This is a genomic window from Achromobacter sp. Root83, from assembly GCF_001428845.1.
In the GTDB taxonomy this organism is placed as follows: Bacteria; Pseudomonadota; Gammaproteobacteria; order Burkholderiales; family Burkholderiaceae_B; genus Achromobacter.
On the sequence record NZ_LMIU01000012.1, the window covers coordinates 150,443 to 170,642 of the forward strand.

General features: G+C 66.6%; 17 protein-coding genes. 12 read left to right on the top strand and 5 right to left on the bottom strand.

Annotation, left to right across the window (positions count from 1 at the left end; all coding sequences use genetic code 11):
- Nucleotides 1-85 precede the first annotated feature (85 nt).
- Nucleotides 86-1,342, top strand: coding sequence for a tRNA (adenosine(37)-N6)-threonylcarbamoyltransferase complex dimerization subunit type 1 TsaB (gene tsaB, locus ASE30_RS29815; RefSeq protein WP_057284728.1), 1,257 nt, complete (start codon nt 86-88; stop codon nt 1,340-1,342).
- Nucleotides 1,339-2,319 (top strand): uracil-DNA glycosylase, encoded by a 981-nt coding sequence (locus ASE30_RS13050; RefSeq protein WP_057284729.1) that lies wholly within the window; start codon nt 1,339-1,341, stop codon nt 2,317-2,319. The genes tsaB and ASE30_RS13050 overlap by 4 nt, the downstream gene beginning before the upstream one ends.
- Before the next feature lie 62 nt (nt 2,320-2,381).
- Here ASE30_RS13050 and lplT read toward each other — a convergent pair whose 3' ends face one another.
- Complete coding sequence (gene lplT, locus ASE30_RS13055) at nt 2,382-3,695, bottom strand: lysophospholipid transporter LplT (RefSeq protein ID WP_057284730.1); 1,314 nt, start codon at nt 3,693-3,695, stop codon at nt 2,382-2,384.
- Between the two features lie 264 nt (nt 3,696-3,959).
- Between lplT and smc the strand changes: the two genes are divergently transcribed.
- From smc to ligA, 3 genes are read left to right on the top strand one after another with little or no spacing between them, the layout of a single operon-like run.
- Nucleotides 3,960-7,493, top strand: a complete 3,534-nt coding sequence (gene smc / locus ASE30_RS13060; RefSeq protein WP_057284731.1) for a chromosome segregation protein SMC — start codon at nt 3,960-3,962, stop codon at nt 7,491-7,493.
- A gap of 46 nt (nt 7,494-7,539) precedes the next feature.
- The gene (locus ASE30_RS13065; RefSeq protein ID WP_057284732.1) at nt 7,540-8,625 is read left to right on the top strand and encodes a cell division protein ZipA C-terminal FtsZ-binding domain-containing protein; all 1,086 of its coding nucleotides are present in this window, start codon (nt 7,540-7,542) and stop codon (nt 8,623-8,625) included.
- Entirely contained in the window at nt 8,625-10,724 is a 2,100-nt protein-coding gene (ligA, locus tag ASE30_RS13070; RefSeq protein ID WP_057284733.1) for an NAD-dependent DNA ligase LigA, read from the top strand. Before ASE30_RS13065 ends, ligA begins: the two co-directional genes overlap by 1 nt.
- 159 nt (nt 10,725-10,883) lie before the next feature.
- Here ligA and ASE30_RS13075 read toward each other — a convergent pair whose 3' ends face one another.
- Genes ASE30_RS13075 through msrB form a run of 4 tightly spaced genes read right to left on the bottom strand, consistent with a single transcriptional unit; the run spans nt 10,884 to nt 12,991 of the window.
- A complete protein-coding gene (locus ASE30_RS13075; protein WP_057284734.1) occupies nt 10,884-11,660 on the bottom strand; it encodes a peptidylprolyl isomerase in 777 nt (258 codons plus the stop codon).
- Nucleotides 11,661-11,677: 17 nt separating this feature from the next.
- Nucleotides 11,678-11,947 carry a BolA family transcriptional regulator gene (locus ASE30_RS13080; RefSeq protein ID WP_057284735.1) on the bottom strand — a complete coding sequence of 90 codons (270 nt, stop codon included), beginning with the start codon at nt 11,945-11,947 and terminating at the stop codon, nt 11,678-11,680.
- Between the two features lie 60 nt (nt 11,948-12,007).
- On the bottom strand, nt 12,008-12,592 hold the full coding sequence (locus tag ASE30_RS13085; protein WP_057284736.1) for a septation protein A: 585 nt from the start codon (nt 12,590-12,592) through the stop codon (nt 12,008-12,010).
- On the bottom strand, nt 12,593-12,991 hold the full coding sequence (msrB, locus tag ASE30_RS13090) for a peptide-methionine (R)-S-oxide reductase MsrB (RefSeq protein ID WP_057284737.1): 399 nt from the start codon (nt 12,989-12,991) through the stop codon (nt 12,593-12,595). It abuts the gene before it with no gap.
- Nucleotides 12,992-13,043: 52 nt separating this feature from the next.
- Here msrB and ASE30_RS13095 point away from each other — a divergent pair, with 52 nt between their 5' ends.
- From ASE30_RS13095 to ASE30_RS13125, 7 genes are all read left to right on the top strand, one after another.
- Nucleotides 13,044-13,721, top strand: a complete 678-nt coding sequence (locus tag ASE30_RS13095) for an energy-coupling factor ABC transporter ATP-binding protein (RefSeq protein ID WP_057284738.1) — start codon at nt 13,044-13,046, stop codon at nt 13,719-13,721.
- Nucleotides 13,718-14,314 carry an energy-coupling factor transporter transmembrane protein EcfT gene (locus tag ASE30_RS13100; protein ID WP_057284739.1) on the top strand — a complete coding sequence of 199 codons (597 nt, stop codon included), beginning with the start codon at nt 13,718-13,720 and terminating at the stop codon, nt 14,312-14,314. The genes ASE30_RS13095 and ASE30_RS13100 overlap by 4 nt, the downstream gene beginning before the upstream one ends.
- A 37-nt stretch (nt 14,315-14,351) precedes the next feature.
- A complete protein-coding gene (locus tag ASE30_RS13105) occupies nt 14,352-14,909 on the top strand; it encodes a biotin transporter BioY (RefSeq protein WP_057284740.1) in 558 nt (185 codons plus the stop codon).
- 264 nt (nt 14,910-15,173) lie between these two features.
- On the top strand, nt 15,174-16,337 hold the full coding sequence (locus ASE30_RS13110; RefSeq protein WP_057284741.1) for an ABC transporter substrate-binding protein: 1,164 nt from the start codon (nt 15,174-15,176) through the stop codon (nt 16,335-16,337).
- A 166-nt stretch (nt 16,338-16,503) separates the two neighbouring features.
- On the top strand, nt 16,504-17,541 hold the full coding sequence (locus ASE30_RS13115) for a branched-chain amino acid ABC transporter permease (protein WP_057284742.1): 1,038 nt from the start codon (nt 16,504-16,506) through the stop codon (nt 17,539-17,541).
- 5 nt (nt 17,542-17,546) lie between these two features.
- Entirely contained in the window at nt 17,547-19,382 is a 1,836-nt protein-coding gene (locus ASE30_RS13120) for an ATP-binding cassette domain-containing protein (RefSeq protein WP_057284743.1), read from the top strand.
- Nucleotides 19,382-20,143, top strand: a complete 762-nt coding sequence (locus tag ASE30_RS13125) for an ABC transporter ATP-binding protein (RefSeq protein WP_057284744.1) — start codon at nt 19,382-19,384, stop codon at nt 20,141-20,143. The genes ASE30_RS13120 and ASE30_RS13125 overlap by 1 nt, the downstream gene beginning before the upstream one ends.
- Nucleotides 20,144-20,200: the final 57 nt, after the last annotated feature.

Below are 20,200 nucleotides of genomic sequence, written 5' to 3' on the forward strand. Positions count from 1 at the left end.
ACAAGATATTACACATTGCGATCCCTGGTTGAAATCCCCCTTACAACCGGGGGCAAAGCTGGCTTATTTCGTACAATCTGCATCTATGGAACTAAACCTGCTGGCTTTGGAAACTTCTTCGTCCCGCTGTGGCGTGGCCCTTTTGCGGGCGGTCGACGGCCGCCTGGAAGTCAGCGTCAGGGAACACGAAGGCTCCCAGGAGCACGCGGAAAGGCTGCTTCCCATGGCCAACGAGCTGCTGGCCGAGTCCGGGCTGGCGCCCGCCGCGTTGCACGCCGTCGCCTTCGGGCAGGGCCCGGGCGGATTCACCGGCCTGCGGGTGGCCTGCGGCGTGGCCCAGGGCATGGGCCTGGGCCTGGGAATTCCCGTGCTGCCGATTGTTTCGCACCAGGCGGTGGCGGCCCAGATCCAAAGCGAGCGCAGCGAGGCGGTCGTCGTCGCGCTCGACGCGCGCATGAATGAAGTCTACCTGGCGGTTTACCGCCAGGCGCAAGCGTCCGAGGATGAGCCGGCCTGGGAAGTCCTGCAGGCGCCGATGCTGATCGCGGCGGCCGAGGTCGTGCCATGGACGGCGCACCATCTGCCCGCCTGGTCGGCGCAGGCGGGCCAGCCTCTGGAACTGGTGCTCGCCGGCGATGCCTGGGATGCCTATGCCGCCGACATGGCCTACCCGGCGCAATGGCGCCGCGCCGCCGGTCCGCAGCGCCCGGAGGCGGCCAGTGTCGCGCGGCTTGCGCGTCAGGGCTGGCTGCGGGGCGAGGCGCTGGCGCCCGAACTCGCCGCGCCGCTTTACGTGCGCGACAAGGTGGCGTTCACCACGGCCGAGCGTATGCGCGGCGAGGGCGGCAACCCCAAGGCCCACCCAGCGCTGGCGCCCGCCGTGCCGCAGCCGCTGACCGATGCCGACCTCGACGAAGTGGTCGCGCTGGAAGCGCACGTGCAGTCGTTCCCCTGGACCCGGGGTAATTTCGCCGATGCGCTGGCCGCCGGCTACGGCGCCTGGACGCTGCGGCGCGACGGGAAGCTGGCCGGGTTTTGCATCGTGATGTTCGCGCCCGATGTGGCGCATCTGCTCGTGATCGCCGTGGATAAGCACTTGCATCGCCAGGGTTTGGGCGGCGCGCTGCTGGACTGGTGCGAACAGCGCGCCCGGGAGCGCGGCCTCGAGGGCGTGCTGCTGGAGGTGCGGCCGTCCAATGCTTCGGCCATCAGTTTCTATAAGCGGCATGGCTACCTGCAGATCGGTGTGCGCCGGGCCTATTACCCCGCCGACAAGGGCGGCCGCGAGGACGCGCTGGTCATGCAGAAGCGCCTCGAGACGCCTTCCGGAGCCCCGGCATGAGCGCGCTCGACGCTGCGCGGCCCGGCTCCGCGCCTCGTGTGAACCCGCTGCAGCGCATCTGGCTGCGCGAGATCGGCATGGAGCGGCTGTGGCTGCGGCCGGCTCCCGCGCCTGCTGCCCTCCCGCTTGCCGCGCCGGCGGCGACGCCGGCCTCGGCGGCCGCGCCGGTTCCGTCCGCGCCGACGCCTGTCGCGGCGCAACCCATGGCGCAACCCGCGGCGGCGCAACCCCTGGCCGCCCCCGTCCAGCCGGCCCCGCCGGGAGCGGTTGCCGACGCGCCGGTGGAACGCGCGGCCGGGCGCCCGGGCGTGCCCAGTTCGATCCTGAACCGCAGCGGTCCGCCGCCGCGGCCCGTGCCCAAGGCCGACATCGCCGAGACCGCGCCGCCGCCCATTCCGGTGGCCGAAGCGGTCAAGGATGCCAACCTCGAGCAATTGAGCCAGCAGGTCGTGGCCTGCACGGCCTGCGGCCTGTGCCAGGGGCGCAGGCATGCGGTGTTCGGCCAGGGCGCCCAGCCTACGCGCTGGCTGGTGGTGGGCGAAGCCCCCGGCGAACAGGAAGACCGCCAGGGCCAACCGTTCGTCGGCCGTTCGGGCCAGTTGCTGGATGCGATGCTGTCCGCCGTGGGCATGAGCCGGGAACGGGATGTTTTCATCACCAATGTCATCAAATGCCGTCCGCCGGGCAACCGCAATCCCAAGCCCGAGGAAATCGCCGCCTGCAGTCCGTACCTGATGCGGCAGATCGCCCTGCTCAAGCCCGAGCGCATCCTGGTGCTGGGCCGGTTCGCGGCCCAGACGCTGCTGGGCACCGATGCCACCATCGGCAGCCTGCGCGGCCGCATCCATCAGCTCAAGACGGATGAGGGCGCGCAGATTCCGGTGATCGTGAGCTATCACCCGGCCTATCTGCTGCGCAGCCCGTCCGAGAAGGCGCGGGCGTGGCAAGATTTGAAGCTGGCCGCCCGCGCGCTCTGAACACCGCGCGGACAATAAAAAACCGGGCGGCCGCCCGGTTTTTTTATTGATATATCAAGGGCTTAGTGCGATGAGTCCAGCGCGCGGCCATGGCCTTCCTGGCCGATCTGCTCATGCAGGTCGGGGTTGGCCAGCATGTTGCGCTTGCTCCAGCGCATGAAGACCACCATCAGCACGGCGACCACGCTGCCAAATATCACGATGATCACGTTGATCGGCAGTTGCAGCCACAGCAGCAGGGTGTACATGGCCACCATCAGCAGGATGTTGAGCTGTTCGTTGAAGTTCTGCACGGCGATGGAATGGCCGGCCGACAGCAGCACATGGCCGCGATGCTGCAGCAGGGCATTCATGGGCACGACGAAGAAGCCAGCCAGGCCGCCGGTCAGCAGCAGCAGCAGGTAGACGCTCCAGGGCTGGTAGACCAGCGGCATCAGCAGCACGACCAGGCCCATGGCGGCGCCCACCGGCAGCACGGCCAGCGCGCGGCGCAACGGGATCCGGCCTGCCAGGATGGAGCCGACCACCGTGCCCAGCGCAGCCACGCCCATCAGCATCGAGGCCTTGTCCAACTGATAGCCAAGATGGCTGCGGCCCCATTCGATGACGATCAACTGCAGCGTGGCGCCCGCGCCCCAGAACAGGGTGGTGACCGCCAGCGAGATCTGGCCGAGCTTGTCTTTCCAGAGCACGCAGACATAGCCCCAGAAGGTGCGGATGAGGCGGGCGGGGTTCTTTTGCTGGGGGGGATAGCGCACATGAGTGCGCGGAATCAGCAGGTTGCAGAGCGCCGCCAGCAGATACACGAAGGCGATGACGAGGATCGCGGCTTCCGCCGGTGTATGCACCAAATGGGCGATGGAGGGGTGGCTGAGCAGGGCGGTGGAAACCGAGGACGAAATGAGCAGCCCGCCCAGAACCGTGCCCAGGATGATGGAGAAGACCGTCAGGCCCTCGATCCAGCTATTGCCCTTGACCAGCATGTGCGGGGGCAGCATTTCCGTGACGATGCCGTACTTGGCGGGGGAGTAGGCCGCCGCGCCGATGCCCACCACGGCGTATGCCGCGCAAACCAGGTAGGTCTGGTATTCAGGGGCGACGCCGATGCTGGCGTACGAGAACATCAGCAGGCAGCCCGCGACTTTCAGGGCGTTGGTGGAGAACATCACGCGGCCCTTGGGGAAGGAATCCGCCAGGGCGCCGACAAAGGCCGCCAGCACGACGTAGGCCAACGCGAACGACCATTTCATCATGGGCGCCAACCAGTCGGGGCCGTGCAGCTCCTGTATCAAGGCGATGGCTGCGATGAACAGCGCATTGTCCGCCAATGACGAGAAGGCCTGCGCGGCCATGACCAGATAGAAACCACGTTTCAAGAATGTCCCCGTTCTTTGGCCCGATTCCGGCCAGTCCGCGTGAAAATTATGTGTCGTGCCAAAAAGTGTCAGGGAGTATAGCCGGACCGTTGATGGGAGCCATTGCGCGTTTGCCCGTGGGTTGACCGTTGCCAACGTTTGGGGACAGACTGCCTGCGGTATCATACGACCCATATGAGAGCCGGCCCTTATGGGGCCGGTTTGCAATCTATGCGGCAGGTCCGTTAACGCCTTTCGTTCAACCCCCCCCGTCGTCATCGTACTGTGCGTCTTACTCAGCTAAAACTCGCCGGCTTCAAGTCCTTCGTCGATCCCACCGTGATTCCCGTGCCCAGCCAACTGGTCGGCGTGGTGGGTCCCAATGGCTGCGGAAAGTCGAACATCATCGACGCCGTGCGCTGGGTGCTCGGCGAGGCCAAGGCCTCCGAACTGCGCGGCGAGTCCATGCAGGACGTCATCTTCAACGGCTCCGGCAACCGCAAGCCCGCCGCGCGGGCCTCCGTGGAAATGGTGTTCGACAACAGCGAGGGGCGCGCCGCCGGCCAGTGGAGCACCTACGCCGAAATCGCCGTGCGCCGCGTCCTGACGCGCGACGGCACCAGCAGCTATTTCGTCAACAATCAGCAGGTCCGGCGCCGCGACATCCACGACATCTTCCTGGGCACGGGCCTGGGCGCGCGCGGCTACGCCATCATCGGCCAGGGCATGATCAACCGCCTGATCGAGGCGCGCCCCGAAGAATTGCGGGTCTTCCTGGAAGAAGCGGCCGGTGTGTCGCGCTACAAGGAACGCCGCCGCGAGACCGAGAACCGCCTGTCCGACACGCGCGAGAACCTGACCCGCGTCGAAGACATCCTGCGCGAACTGAACAGCCAGCTTGAAAAGCTGGAAGCGCAGGCCGAAGTGGCCACGCGCTACCGCGAACTTCAGGCCGACGGCGAAAAGAAGCAGCATTCGCTGTGGTTCCTGAAAGAGACCGGGGCGCGCGAAGAACGCGCCAAAAAGGCCCAGGAAATGGCCCAGGCCCAGAACGAGCTGGAAGCCGCCATCGCGGGTTTGCGGGCGGGCGAAGCGGCCCTGGAGTCCCGGCGTCAGGCGCATTACGCCGCCAGCGACGCGGTCCACACCGCCCAGGGCGCGCTGTACGAGGCCAACGCCCAGGTCAGCCGCCTGGAAGCCGAGATCCGGCACGTCGTCGACTCCCGCAACCGCCTGCAGGCGCGCCGCGACCAGCTCCAGCAGCAGATCGCCGAATGGACCACCCAGCGCGAGCACTGCACGGAACAGATCGCCCAGGCCGAAGATGATCTGGCCACCGCCGCCGCCCGCACCGAAGAGGCGCGCGCCACGGCCGAAGACGCCCAGGCCGGCCTGCCCTCGGTCGAGCAGCGCGTGCGCGAGGCCGCGGCCGGCCGCGACGAGATGCGCGCCGCCCTGGCCCGCGTCGAGCAGAACCTGGCGCTGGTGGCGCAGACCCAGCGCGACGCCGACCGCCAGATGCAGACCCTGGATCAGCGCCGCGAACGCCTACAGCAGGAACTGCGCGAATTGCACAGCCCCGACCCCGAGCGCCTGGAGCAGTTGGCCGGCGACCGCGTCGCGGGCGAAGACCAGCTTGAAGCCGCTCAGGAAGAGCTGGCCACCCTGGAAGGCCGCGTGCCCGAAGCCGACGCCGAGCGCAGCCGCGCGCAGGGCGCCGCCCAGACGGAAGCGCAGAACCTGGCGCGCCTGGAAGCCCGCCTGTCCGCGCTCGTGAAGCTGCAGGAAGACGTGCAGAAGCAGGGCGCGCTGGAGCCGTGGCTGGCCAAGCACGAACTCGCCGGGCTGTCGCGCCTTTGGCAGAAGCTGCACGTGGAGCCGGGCTGGGAAACCGCCCTGGAATCCGCGCTGCGCGAACGGATGGCCTCGATGGAGGTGCGCAACCTGGACTGGGCGCGTGCGTTCGCCGAGGACGCGCCTCCTGCCCGGCTGGCGTTCTATCAGTTGCCCGCGGCGGCTCCCGCGCCGCCCGCGCCGGCCGGCCTGACGCCGCTGGCGAGCCTGCTGCGCATCACGGATCCGGACCTGCGCACGCTCCTGAACGAGTGGCTGGCCGGCATCTATACCTGCGCCGACGTGACCCAGGCCCTGGCCTTGCGGGCAACGCTGCCTGCCGGCAGCGCCTGCGTGGTCAAGGCCGGCCACCTGATCGATGCGCACAGCGTGCGTTTCTACGCGCCGGACTCCGAACAGGCAGGCCTGCTGGCCCGCCAGCAGGAAATCGAGAACCTGCAGCGCGAGATCAAGGCGCAGCAGCTGATCGCCGACCAGGCGCGCGCCGCGGTCGCCCGCGCCGAGGCCGGCTGGCAGCAGGTGTCGCAGGCCATCTCCCCGGCGCGCACACGCGTGGCCGAGGTCACGCGCCGCGTGCACGACATCCAGCTTGAACATTCGCGGCTGCAGCAGCAGGCCGAGCAGTCCGGCGAACGCGCCTCGCGGCTGCGCCAGGATCTTGAGGAAATCAAGGTCCACGAGGAAGACCTGCGCGCTACCCGCGAAGAGGCCGAAGCCCGCTTCGAGGCCCTGGACGAGGAATTGGCCGAGCATCAGTCCAAGTTCTCGGACGCCGAGATGGACGGCGAAACCCTGGCGGCCCAGGCCGAAGCCGCCCGCACCCGCCTGCGTGAGCTGGAACGCGCTGCCCAGGAAGCCGAATTCGCCGAACGCGGCATTCAGGTTCGCATCACCGACTTGCAGCGCAACCAGCAATTGGCCGCCGACCAGAGCCAGCGCGGCACGGTCGAGCTGGAGCAATTGATGGGCGATCTGGTCGAACTGGATGCGTCGGCATCCCAGGCCGGCTTGCAGGACGCCCTGGAAATGCGCGCGGAGCGCGAGGAAGCGCTGTCGCGCGCCCGCCAGGAAATGGAAAACCTGTCCGCGCTGCTGCGCGGCGCCGACGAAGACCGGCAGCAGCAGGAGCAGACGCTGGAACCGCGCCGCGCGCGCATCATGGAACTGCAGTTGCAGGAGCAGGCGGCACGCCTGGCCGAAGAACAATTCACCGAGCAACTCAACGCGCGGGAAGTCAATCGCGATGAACTGGCCCAATTTCTGGCCAACCAGCCCGACGAATGGCGCCGCGCGAGCTGGCTGCAGCAGGAAGTGGGGCGGATTTCGCGCCAGATCGAATCGCTGGGGTCGGTCAACCTGGCCGCGCTGGATGAATTGAACACCTCGCGCGAGCGCAAGGGGTTCCTGGATTCCCAGCACCAGGACCTGATGACCGCCATCGAAACCCTCGAAGACGCCATCCGCAAGATCGACCGCGAAACGCGCGAACTGTTGCAAGAGACGTTCAACATCGTCAACGGGCACTTCGGCGAGCTCTTCCCCAAGCTGTTCGGGGGCGGAGAGGCCAAGCTGAGCATGACGGGCGAGGAAATCCTGGACGCGGGCGTGCAGGTCATGGCCCAGCCTCCGGGCAAGCGCAACAGCACCATCCACCTGCTGTCGGGCGGCGAAAAGGCGCTGACGGCGACCGCGCTGGTGTTCGCGCTGTTCAAGCTGAACCCCGCTCCGTTCTGTCTGCTCGACGAGGTGGACGCCCCGCTCGATGACGCCAATACCGAGCGCTACGCGAATCTTGTTGCCAACATGAGCGAACAGACACAGTTCCTGTTCATCTCGCACAACAAGATTGCGATGCAGATGGCCAAGCAATTGATCGGCGTGACCATGCAAGAGCAGGGGGTTTCGCGTATCGTTGCGGTAGACATAGATTCGGCCGTGCAAATGATGGCCTCCGAAGCGGCATAAACCCAATATTTAGAAAGGCGCCGCCCTTCTGGCGCGGGATTTACACATGAGTGATTTGCAGATCGGGCTGATAGCCCTGGGCGTCTTGCTGATACTGCTGGTGTTGGGATTCAACTGGTGGCAGGACCGGCGTGTCCGGCGCAAGATGCAGAGCCATTTCCCCACCTCCGAACAGGATCCGCTGCTGGGCGCGGGCGCCTCCTCCGGCGCGGCGTCGGGCGTCACCGCCAGCACCGCGGCCGCTCGCCGCGAGCCCGGCATGGGCGGCGATGCGCCCCGCGCGCAGTCCGGACAGCCCGCGCCCGTGGATCCCGGCAGCGATGCCGACGACACCGAAGAACCCGATCCCGCCTGCGAAGTGGTCATCGAGATCAACTTCGCGGAAACCGTGCGCGGCGCCGACCTGCTGCCCTATATGCAGAGCCTGCGCAGCGTCGGGCGCAAGCCCATGCGCGTGTTCGCCGAAACCGACCAGCGCCGCCACCGCGCGCGCATCCACGCCGGCGAATCCTATGGCTCCATGCAACTGGCGGTATTGCTGGCCAACCGCAGCGGTCCGCTCACCGCGATCGAGTGGTCGCAGGCCTGGGCCCGCGCCCAGGACATGGCGGAACGCTTCGACGCCACCATCGAAGGGCCTGATCAGCAGGCGGTCCTGGAGCAGGGCGCCCGCCTGGACGACACCTGCGCCGCCTTGGATACCCAGGTCGGCCTGACCCTGCTGCTGGGCGCGGCCCAGCCCGCGGCCGAGGTACTGTCGGTCGCGCGCGATACGGGCTTTGTCGCCGACGGCAACCGCCTTGCCTGGCCCGCCGAAAATGGCGTCGCCCGCTTCACGCTGGCGCGCGCCGACGGCGCCGCCTTCGACGCCGGCATGGGCGGCATCGAACGTCTGTACCTGCTGCTGGACGTGCCGTGCAGCCCGGCCGACAGCCGTGCCTTCGGGCGCATGGTCGATGTGGGCCGCGATCTGGCCGCGCGCCTGCGCGCGGAACTGGTCGACGATCAGGGCAAGCCTCTGGCCGACGGTTCCGAAACCGTCATCGACGAACGCCTGCAGGTGTTGTTCGGCCAGCTTGAACAAGCGGGCCTGCCCGCCGGCAGCGAGCGCGCCCAACGGGTGTTTGCGTGATGAGCAAGGCAGGTGGCGGCAACGCGGCGCAAGCCGCGGCGCGCTTGCGCGCCGAAATCGAACAGCACAACGTCCGCTACTACGTCTACGACGAGCCCAGCGTTTCGGATGCCGAGTACGACGGGCTGATGCGGGAATTGCAGGCCCTGGAGGCCGAGCATCCCGAACTCGTCACGCCGGAATCGCCGACGCAGCGGGTGGGCGCGGCACCCGTGTCCGCCTTCGGCAGCGTGCGCCACGTCGTGCCCATGCTGTCCTTGAACAACGCCTTCGACGAGGAAGAGGTCGCGGCGTTCGATCGCCGCGTCTCCGACACGCTGCGCGGCGCCGGTCTGCTGGGACCAGCGCAGCAGCCGGACTATTTCTGTGAACTGAAACTCGACGGGCTGGCGATCAGCCTGCGCTACGAGGACGGCCGCCTGGTGCAGGCCGCCACCCGGGGCGACGGTCAAACGGGCGAGGACGTCACATCCAACATCCGCACGATCAAGGCAATTCCCCTGCAGTTGAAGGGCGCCGTTCCCAAGGTGCTGGAAGTCCGCGGCGAGGTCCTGATGAACCGCGCCGACTTCGAAAAGCTGAACCAGGCCCAGGCCAAGCGCGACGAGAAGGTATTCGTCAACCCGCGCAATGCGGCGGCGGGCAGCCTGCGCCAGTTGGATCCCCGCATCACGGCCAAGCGGCCGTTGCGGTTCTTCGCGTACGGCTGGGGCGAGGTCCAGGGATTGCCCGGCGCCCAGAGCGGTCTGTTCGACGAAGCCTCGGCGGGCGCGGCGCAAGCCTCGCAACTGCCTGAAAAGTCGCACGGCGCCATGCTGGAGTGGCTGGCCGGGATGGGGCTGCCGGTCAACGTGGTGCACAATCACCGGGCCACCGGCGCCGAGGGTCTGATGGCCTTCTACGCCAAGGTGGGCGCGATGCGCCCCGGCTTGCCCTACGACATCGATGGCGTGGTCTACAAGGTGGATTCGCTGCCGGCCCAGAAGGTGCTGGGGTTCGTGGCGCGGGCGCCGCGCTTCGCGCTGGCCCACAAGTTCGCTGCCGAAGAGGCCACCACCACCTTGCTGGACATCGAGGTGCAGGTGGGCCGCACCGGCGCCATCACCCCCGTCGCCCGCCTGAAGCCGGTGTTCGTGGGCGGCGTCACCGTCACCAACGCCACGCTGCACAACGAAGACGAGATCCGGCGCAAGGACGTGCGCATCGGCGACACGGTCATCGTGCGCCGCGCCGGCGACGTGATTCCCGAGGTGCTGGGGCCGGTGCTGGAAAAACGGCCGGACGACGCCAGGGAATTCGTCATGCCCTCATCCTGCCCGGTCTGTGGCTCGGCCATCGAGCGCCTGGAAGACGAGACCATCGCGCGCTGCACGGGCGGCCTGTTCTGCGCCGCGCAGCGCAAGCAGACGCTGTGGCATGCCGCCAGCCGCAAGGCGCTGGACATCGAAGGCCTGGGCGAAAAGCTCGTGGATCAGCTGGTCGACAGCGGCCGCGTCAAGTCGCTGGCTGACCTGTACAGCCTGCGTCCCCTGGAACTCGTGGGCCTGGACCGCATGGGCCAGAAGTCCGCCGACAATCTGGTGGCCGCCATTGAAAAGGCGCGGGCGCCCGGACTGGGCCGCCTGCTGTTCGCGCTGGGCATCCGCCACGTGGGCGAGACCACGGCGCGCGACGTGGCGCGTCATTTCGGCAGCATCGACGCCATCATGGACGCCGACGAGGACGCCTTGTCCTCGGTGCCCGATGTGGGGCCGGTGGTGGCCGCATCGATCCGGCGCTTTTTCGCCGAACAGCACAACCGCGACGTGATCGGGCAGTTGAAGGCGCAGGGCGTGAATCCGGTTGCCGAAGCCGTGCCGCAGGATACGACCCTGGCCGGAAAGACCTTCGTGCTGACGGGCACGCTGCCCAACTGGACGCGCGAAGAGGCGTCCATGCGCATCCAGGCGGCCGGCGGCAAGGTCAGCGGTTCGGTATCGAAGAAAACGGCCTACCTGGTGGCCGGCGAGGACTCGGGCAGCAAGCTCGTCAAGGCCCAGGAACTGGGCGTGACGGTGCTGGACGAGGACGCCCTGAAGGCGCTGCTGGGCCTGTCCTAGGTTCCCCGCCACGGAAACGAAAGAGGGCTGCTCGCTGATGGCGCGCAGCCCATTTTTGTGGCCGGGCCGCCCTGAGACAAATAGCGCACCCTTTTTCTTTTGCCACTCCGCCAAAAAAAACTGCCCGCAATCGCGGGCAGTTTCGGGTCTGGTCAGGCCTTACTGAATCTTGGCCTTGTCGCGGAGCTGCTTCTGGTAGTCGGCCAGCGTTTGCTGGCGCAGCATTTCTTCCAGTTGCGGACGGACTTGATCCAGCGGCGGGAATTCCACCGGGCGGGTGTCGTCCACCATGATGACGTGCCAGCCGAATTGCGTCTGCACCGGCTTGTCCACCAGTTCACCCTTCTTCAGCTGCGTCACGGCCTGCGCGAACGGCTGAACGTAGTTCGTCGGGGGAGCCCAACCCAGGTCGCCACCCTTTTCGGCGCTGCCGGGGTCCTTGGAGTTCTTCTTGGCCAGATCGTCGAACTTGCCCTTGTTGCTCTTGACCTGAGCCAACAGGTCATTCGCCTTCTTCTCGTCTTCGACGAGGATGTGGCGGACCTTGTACTCCATCTTGCCGGCCTGTTCCTTCTTGATCTTCTCGTATTCCGCCGTGACCTTGGCGTCCGATACCGGATTCTTGGCCAGGTAGTCGGCCATCAGGGCGCGGACCAGGATGCCTTGGCGAGCCAGTTCGATTTCGGTCTGGACGTCGGCTTGCTTGGCGATTCCGCTGGATTCGGCGGCTTGCACGAAGATCTGGCGGTTGATCATTTCCTGCTTGACCTGTTCGCGCAGTTGCGGCGAATCGGTTGCGCCCTGGCCGACGAGCAGCTTGACGAATTGATCCAGACTCTTTTGCGGAATGGCCTTGCCGTTGACGGTGGCCACGTTTTGCGCAAAAGCAGGCACGGCGATGACGCAGGCCGCAGCCAGCATGACGATGCGTTTCATGAATATCCTTTTACTTTCTATTTGGGAGCCTGGGCTTCTAGCGCAAGCGCATGAATCGGATAAGGGATCAAATCTTGCAAATGATGATACACCAGCCGATGTCGCGCAACGGCGGAGAGCCCCGCGAAGCAAGGCGCTACGATGATCACGCGATAGTGGCCGGCGCCGTTTTTACTGCCTTCGTGGCCGGCATGCAAATGCGAGTCGTCCAGAATGTCCAGGCTGACGGGTTCCAGGACGGCAAGCCGTTCCCGGATCAGGGTAATGCGGTCGGTGGATTCAGACATGGCGGGCGGGGGGAAGTTCCGGCGCGCCGGCCTGGAGGCTGGCGCGCCATGGAAGGGGTCTCAGGGCTTGCCGGGCGGGGTGGAGCCCGTGCCAGAAGGGGTGTTTTCCTCGGGCTGGATGTGCTTGCCCAGCCACAGCGACTGCCCGATCACGAAGACGACCATCAGGCCCATCAGGCCGAAGGCCTTGAAGCTGACCCATTGCGACTCGGTGAAATGGCCGGAAAACGCCACATACAGGTTGAGCGCGCCGGCAACCAGGAAGAAGGCGGCCCAGACCAGGTTCAGCTTGTCCCAGGCTGCGTCTGGAAGCTGGATCTGCTTTTCCATCAGGCGGCGGATCAGGTTGCGGCCGAACAGCACGCGGGCAAACACCAGCGCGCCGCCGAACATCCAATACAGCACGGTGGGCTTCCACTTGATGAAGACGTCGCTGTGCAGCCAGATGGTCGCGCCGCCGAATACCAGGATGACGGTCAGGTTGACCCAGTGCATGGCTTCGGTCGCGCGGCCGGTCGCCTTCAGCCAGACGATCTGCAACACCGCGGCAGCCATGGCGACGCCCGTGGCGATAAAGATGTCCGTGAACCGGTAGGCAATGAAGAACAGGAACAGCGGAAACAGGTCGAACAGAAACTTCTTCATTCAGTCTTCTATGGGTTCAAACGTCATCGACAGGGAATTGATGCAGTAGCGCAGGCCGGTAGGCGGCGGGCCGTCGGGAAAGACGTGTCCCAGGTGCGAGTCGCAGACGTTGCACAGGACTTCGGTGCGGACCATGCCGTGGGTGACGTCGCGCTCTTCGCGCACCAGTTCGGGATCCAGCGCCTGAAAGTAGCTGGGCCAGCCGCAGCCGGCGTCGAATTTGGTGTCGGAAGCGAACAGCGCCGTGCCGCAGCCTACGCAGCGGTAGATGCCATGCGTGAATGTATCCCAGTAGCGCCCCGTGAATGCGCGTTCAGTACCCTTTTCTCGGGTGACCACGTATTCTTCCGGGGAAAGCTGGGCCCGCCATTCGGCGTCGGATTTGCGTACTTTTTCCATATGAGCTCTTGGAGTCCCGATGCCCGAATTGGTTCGGGCATAATCCCGCCCCATGTTAATCGAGTTTGACCAGGCGGTAGTGTCCACGCCCCAGGCGGAAGTGTTGCGCGGGGTGAGCGCGACCCTGGCCGAACGCCGCATCGGCATCGTGGGTCCCAATGGCGCCGGCAAGAGCACGCTCGCGCGCCTGATCAACGGGCTGGTCATGCCGTCCTCGGGCAGCGTCCGGGTGGATGGGCTGGACACGCGGCGCGACCTGAAGGCCGTGCGCGGGCGCGTCGGCTTTGTGTTCCAGAATCCCGAAAACCAGATCGTCTTTCCCATCGTGCGCGAGGACCTGGCCTTCGGCCTGAAGCGTCTGGCGCCAGACCGGCAGCAGCGCGAGGCCCGGATCGAATCCGGGCTGGGCAGCCTGGGCGTGGGCCATTTGGCCGACCGCAGCAGCCATACGCTGTCCGGCGGCGAACGCCAACTGGTCGCGCTGGCGGCGGTGCTGGTCATGGAGCCGGCGCTGATCGTATTCGACGAACCCACCACCCAGCTAGACCTGCGCAACCGCAACCGGGTGCGTGAGGCGATTGCCGGACTGGCTCATGACGCCATCGTCGTCAGCCACGATCTGGAGCTGCTGGACGATTTCGACCGCGTGCTGGTCGTGCGCGACGGCATTATCGCGGCCGACGACACGCCGGCCGCGGCCCTGCGCTGGTACCGGGAGCATTGCGCATGATGGAGCCGTTGTATGTCGCGGGCGCCACGCCCTTGCACCGGTTGCCGCCCGGGCTGAAGCTCCTGGCGCTGATGGCGGCGGGAGCGGGGCTGTTCATGCTCGGCGACCCGCGCTGGCTGGCGCTGGCATTCGCCGTTTCGGCCGCGCTGGTGTGGTCCACGGGCGTGGGCGGGGCGGCCGTGTGGCGCCAGGTGCGGGGGCTGGTCTGGGTGCTGCTGGCCGTGGCGCTGTTCACGGGCTGGTTTCAGGGCGTGGGCGAGGCGCTTGCCGTGGTGCTGCGCGTGATGGCGATGGTCGGCCTGGCGCTGGCGGTGACGCTCGCCACCCGGACGTCTGACCTGATCGCCGTATGCGAGAGGGCGCTGGCGCCGTTTGAGCGAATCGGTTTGCTGGATGCAGGCAAAGTGGCGTTGGCGCTGGCCCTGACCTTGCGCTTCGTGCCTGAAATCTGGCGCAATTTCCAGGAAATCCGTGAAGCCCAGGCCGCGCGCGGCCTGGGCGCCAACCCCGTCGCGCTGATCGTGCCGCTGATCGTGCTGACCTTGAAGCGGGCCCAGGAAGTCTCGGAAGCCATCGACGCGCGCAGCCCCTGACGGCGGCGCGTCCGGTCTTGAATGAAGGGGGGAAACCATGAAATCCAATAACACGGTGCTTGTCGCGCTGTTTGCAGCGCTGATCGTCGTCCTGAGCCTGATGCCGCCGATCCCGTTGCCCGGCATTCCGGTGCCTATCACCTTGCAGACGCTGGGCGCGATGCTGGCCGGCGCGATGCTGGGGCCATTGCGGGGTGCGCTGGCCTGCCTGCTGTATCTGACGCTGGCGGCCGTCGGCCTGCCCGTGCTGCCCGGCGGCCGCGGCGGGCTTGGCGCCTTTTTTGGGCCCACCGGCGGCTTTCTGGTCGGCATGGTGGCCGGCGCCTTCGTCACCGGCTGGCTGGCGCGCCGGCTGGCCGTGCGCGCCTCGGGCTCCTGGATGGCGTGGGCCGGTTATGTGGCCTCCTGCGTCATCGGCGGAATCGCGGTGGTGTATGCCTTCGGCGTGCCCTGGCTGGCGGCGGTGACAAAGATGGATCTGGCCAAGGCCGCGATGGCCGTGGCGGTTTTTCTGCCAGGCGACCTGATCAAGGCGGTCGTGGCGGCCTGGGTGGCTTCGCGCGTGGAGCGCGTGTGGCCGGTGCTGGGCCGCTGACGCATCGCTGGGCTGCCAAGCCGCTTCGCAGCCCGTCCCCAAGGGAATCCCCCAACTGACGCCCGCCACCCTTTCAAGTACAAGTTCGCCATTAACAAATGCGTTCGCTGAAACATGATTTCCGTAGCACATCAGGGAATTACCGTAGTTGCGCGAAGTCATCTGATACTGTTTTAACCATATAATATTTTTTTCTGTATAACTTTAAACAGGCTCGCTTCGCCTCGCTCGAGGCACATAAGAGCCACCACAGGAGACAAAAATATGCGCAAGCACTTCGGCTTGTCCGCGGCGGCTGCCGCTGTAGCCCTGACTCTGCCGCTCTTGGCGAGCGCACAGGTCAAGGTCGGCGTCACGGTTGCCAGCACCGGCCCCGCCGCGTCGCTCGGTATTCCTGAACGCAATACCGTGGCGTTGCTTCCCAAGGAAGTGGCCGGCCAGAAGATCGAATGGATCGTCCTGGACGACGCCACCGACACCACGCAAGCCGTGAAGAACTCGCGCAAGCTCGCTTCCGACGACAAGGTTGACGTCCTGATCGGCACGTCGATCACGCCCGGATCCCTGGCCATGGTGGACGTGGCCGCCGAGGCCAAGGTCCCGATGATCAGCGTGGCCGCCAGCGCCAAGATCGTGGAGCCCGTGGACGACAAGCGCCGCTGGGTCTTCAAGACCCCGCAGAACGACGCGCTGATGGCCGGCGCCCTGGCCGACGCCATGGCCAAGGGCAAGGTGAAGACGCTCGGCTTCATCGGCTTCGCCGACGCCTACGGCGACGGCTGGCTGGATGTGATGCAAAAGGCCGCCAAGGCAAAGGGCATCGAGATCGTCGCCGTCGAAAAGTACGGCCGCACCGACACCAGCGTGACGGGCCAGGTGCTCAAGCTGGTCGGCGCAAAGCCGGACGCCATCCTGATCGCAGGCGCGGGCACCCCGTCCGCGCTGCCGCAAAAGGAACTGAAGGCCCGCAACTACGGCGGCACCATCTACCAGACCCACGGCGCCGCCAACAACGACGTGCTGCGCGTCTGCGGCAAGGATTGCGACGGCATGCTCCTGCCGGCCGGTCCGCTGCTGGTCGCGGCCCAGTTGCCCGACAGCAATCCGGTGAAGAAGTCGGCCCTGGCCTACGTCGAAACCTACGAGAAGGCTAACGGCGCGGGTTCCACCAACACCTTCGGCGGCCATATGTGGGATGCCGGCCAACTGGTCGTCGCCGCGCTGCCGGTGGCCCTGAAAACGGGCGCCAAGCCCGGCACGCCCGAGTTCCGCGCCGCCATGCGCGACGCGCTGGAAGGCGTGAAGGATCTGGCTGTCTCGCAAGGCGTGTTCAATATGTCGCCCACCGATCATGCCGGCTTCGACGAGCGTTCGCGCGTCATGGTCAAGGTGGAAAACGGCAAGTGGGTCTATCAGCCCGGCCTGTAATTCCCCAGGATTGCCCGATCCACGGGTGCGCGATGCGCGGCGGCGCCTGTAAAGCGTCCGCCGCGCGGCCCCCGAGCAGTGCTTCGCACCGGCCTTTCCGGCCGGTGTGTCGTATCAGTGTTCCGGGTGGGGCCGGAACACAAAGAAACCACAAGGTAGTTGTTAGATGGATTCATCAATTGCGCTGATCCTGCTGCAAGACGGTGTCGTCAACGGCGCCATCTATGCCCTCCTGGGCATGGCTCTGGTGCTGGTTTTCGCCGTTACGCGCGTCATTTTCATTCCCCAGGGCGAGTTCGTGGCGTTCGGCGCCCTGACCCTGGCCATGCTGGTGGACGGCAAGGTGCCGGGCACCGCCTATTTGTTGCCGCTGCTGGGCATCGTGTGCCTCGCGCTCGAACTGCTGCGCGCCCTGCGCGCCCGTAGCGCGGCCGGCTTGCCCAAAGCGCTGCTCACCTGCGTCGTCCTGCCGCTGGCCCTGTTCTGGCTCACCAAGAGCTATGCCGCTGCCGACAATTCGCTGTGGCTGAACATGCTGCTGACGCTGTTCCTGGTGGTGCCGATGGGGCCGATGGTCTATCGCATCGTCTATCAGCCGCTGGCCGAAGCCACCGTGCTGGTGCTGCTGATCGTCTCCGTGGCCGTCCACTTCGCGCTGATGGGCCTTGCGCTGGTGTTCTTCGGCGCCGAGGGCTGGCGCACCCCGGCGTTCGTCAGCGGCCAGATCGACCTGGGCTTCATGACCTGGTCGGCGCAAAGCCTGTTCGTCGTTGCCACCTGCGCGCTGCTGATCCTGGCCTTGTGGCTGTTCTTCGGCAAGACGCTGTACGGCCGTGCGCTGCGCGCCACCGCCGTGAACCGCCGCGGCGCGCGGCTGGTGGGCATCAGCACCAACATGTCCGGTTCGCTGACGTTCACGCTGGCCGTGGGCATCGGCGCCATGTCCGGCATGCTGATCGCACCCATCACCACCGTCTACTACGACACCGGTTTCCTGATCGGCCTGAAGGGCTTCGTGGGCGCCATCATCGGCGGCCTGGCCAGCTATCCCATCGCGGCGGCCGGCTCGCTGCTCGTCGGCGTGCTGGAATCCTTCTCGTCCTTCTGGGCCAGCGCCTACAAGGAAGTGATTGTCTTCACCCTGATCATCCCGGTTCTGGTCTGGCGTTCGTTCAGCACCCATCACGCGGACGAAGAGGAATAACCGCCATGAACCGCATTCTGCTTGCCGTATTCCTCGTCGTTCTGGCTGGCCTGCCGCTGGTGTCGGCCACGCCCGAATTCTGGGTCACGCAACTCAACTACATAGGCTTGGCCAGTCTTGTCGTGCTGGGGCTGGTGCTGCTGACCGGCGTTGGCGGCCTGACGTCCTTCGGCCAGGCGGCATTCGTCGGCCTGGGCGCCTACACCACCGCCTTCCTGACGACGCAGTACGACGTGTCGCCGTGGCTGGCGCTGCCCGCGGGCCTGGTGCTGACGGCGGTCGTGGCCTATCTGCTGGGCGCGATCACGCTGCGCCTGTCGGGCCACTATCTGCCCCTGGGGACCATCGCCTGGGGCTTGTCGCTGTACTACCTGTTCGGCAACATCGACTGGCTGGGCAAGCATGACGGCATCGCCGGCATCGAGCCCATCAGCCTCTTCGGTATGTCGCTGGCCAATGGCCGCCACATCTACTACCTGATCTGGGTGTTTGTGCTGCTGGCGCTGTGGGCCACGCGCAACCTGCTGAACTCGCGTCCGGGCCGCGCCATCCGCGCCTTGAAGAGCGGGGCGGGCATGGCCGAGTCCATGGGCGTCAACACCGCCGCCTACAAGATCGTGATCTTCGTCTGGGCCGCGCTGCTGGCCTGCGTGTCGGGCTGGCTGTATGCCCACATGCAGCGCGCCGTCAGTCCCAGCCCCTTCGGCCTGAACTACGGTATCGAATACCTGTTCATGGCGGTCGTGGGCGGCGCCGGCTATGTCTGGGGCGCGTTGCTCGGCTCCAGCGTCATCCTGGTGCTGAAGGACCAGCTACAGAACCTGCTGCCCAAGCTGCTGGACACGAACGCGAACTTCGAGATGATCGTCTTCGGCGTGCTGCTGATCCTGATGCTGCAGTATGCCCGCAACGGCCTGTGGCCGATCCTCGCGGGCTGGTGGAGCAGCATCACCGGCGCGGACGGATCGCGGCGCAATCTGGCGCCGCCCGCACCGGCTCCCGCGCTGCCGGCGCGCGAGCGCCCGCAACCCGGTCAGGTGGTGCTTGAAGTCGACGCCATCCGTAAGGAATTCGGCGGACTGGTCGCCGTCAACGACATCACCTTCAAGGTCAGCTCCGGCGAGATCATGGGCCTGATCGGACCCAATGGCGCCGGCAAGAGCACCACCTTCAACCTGATCAGCGGCGTGCTTCCCGTGACGCGCGGCCACGTCACCTTCATGGGCCAGCGCATCGACAACCGTTCGGCGCGCGAGATCGCCAAGATGGGCGTGGGCCGTACGTTCCAGCACGTGCAGCTCCTGCCCGGCATGACCGTGCTCGAGAATGTGGCGCTGGGTGCGCACTTGCGCTCCGACGTGGGCGTGCTGGCCGGCGCCTTGCACACGGACCGGGCCCGCGAAGCCCAGCTCCTGCACGAAGCCGCCCAGCAGCTCAAGCGTGTCGGCCTGGGCGAGTACCTGTATGAGCAGGCGGGCAACCTGGCGCTGGGCCAGCAGCGCATCCTGGAAATCGCCCGCGCCCTGGCTTCCGATCCGGTGCTGTTGTTGCTGGACGAACCGGCCGCCGGCCTGCGCTACAAGGAAAAGCAGGACCTGGCGCGCGTGCTGGAGCAGTTGCGCGCCGAGGGCATGAGCATTCTGCTCGTCGAACATGACATGGATTTTGTGATGCGCCTGACCAACCACCTCGTGGTGATGGATTTCGGCACGAAGCTGGCCGAAGGCGTGCCGGCCGACGTGCAAAAGAACCCGGCGGTGCTGGAAGCCTACCTGGGCGGCATCGACGACGACTTGCCCGAAGCGGACCAGGCCAGGTCCGTGCCTGCGGGAGGTGTGTGATGAGCACGACCCTTCCCCCCGTCCTCGAAGTCAGCAAGCTGTCGGCCCGCTACGGCAAGGTCGGCGCGCTGGCGGGCGCCACGCTGGTCGTGCCGGCTGGCAGCATCGTCACGGTGATCGGCGCCAACGGCGCCGGCAAGTCCACCATGTTGAACGCCATCATGGGATCTCTGCCCCAGACCGGCCACGCGGCCGGAACCGTCCAGTACGCGGGCAACGACGTGTCGGGCTGGCAGGTCGAACGCCGCGTGGCGGCCGGCATGTCGCTCGTGCCCGAGCGCCGTGAGCTGTTCGGCACCATGTCTGTGGAAGACAATCTGCTGCTGGGCGGCTTCCGCCGCTACCGGGCCCGCGAAAGCGGCTGGCGCGACACGCTGAACGAAGTGTTCGACCTTTTCCCGCGCTTGCGCGAACGGCGCGCCCAGCAAGCCGGCACCCTGTCCGGCGGCGAACGCCAGATGCTTGCCGTGGGCCGTGCGCTCATGGCCAAGCCCACCTTGCTGATGCTCGACGAGCCCAGCCTGGGCCTGGCGCCGCGCATCGTGCGCGAGATCTTCCACATCATCGCGCGCCTGCGCGAAACCGGCGTGGCGATCCTGCTGGTCGAACAGAACGCCCGCGCGGCGCTGCAAGTGGCCGACTACGGCTACGTGCTGGAAACCGGCGAAGTCATTCTGCACGGCCCGGCGCGCGAGCTGGCTGGAGACCCCAAGGTCATCGAAAGCTATCTGGGCCTGGGCAAGGCCGTCCCGGCCGATTGACCCCCAGGCGCTCCCGCGCGCCAGGACGCCGGACGCCGCAAGGCGCCGGCGTTTTTC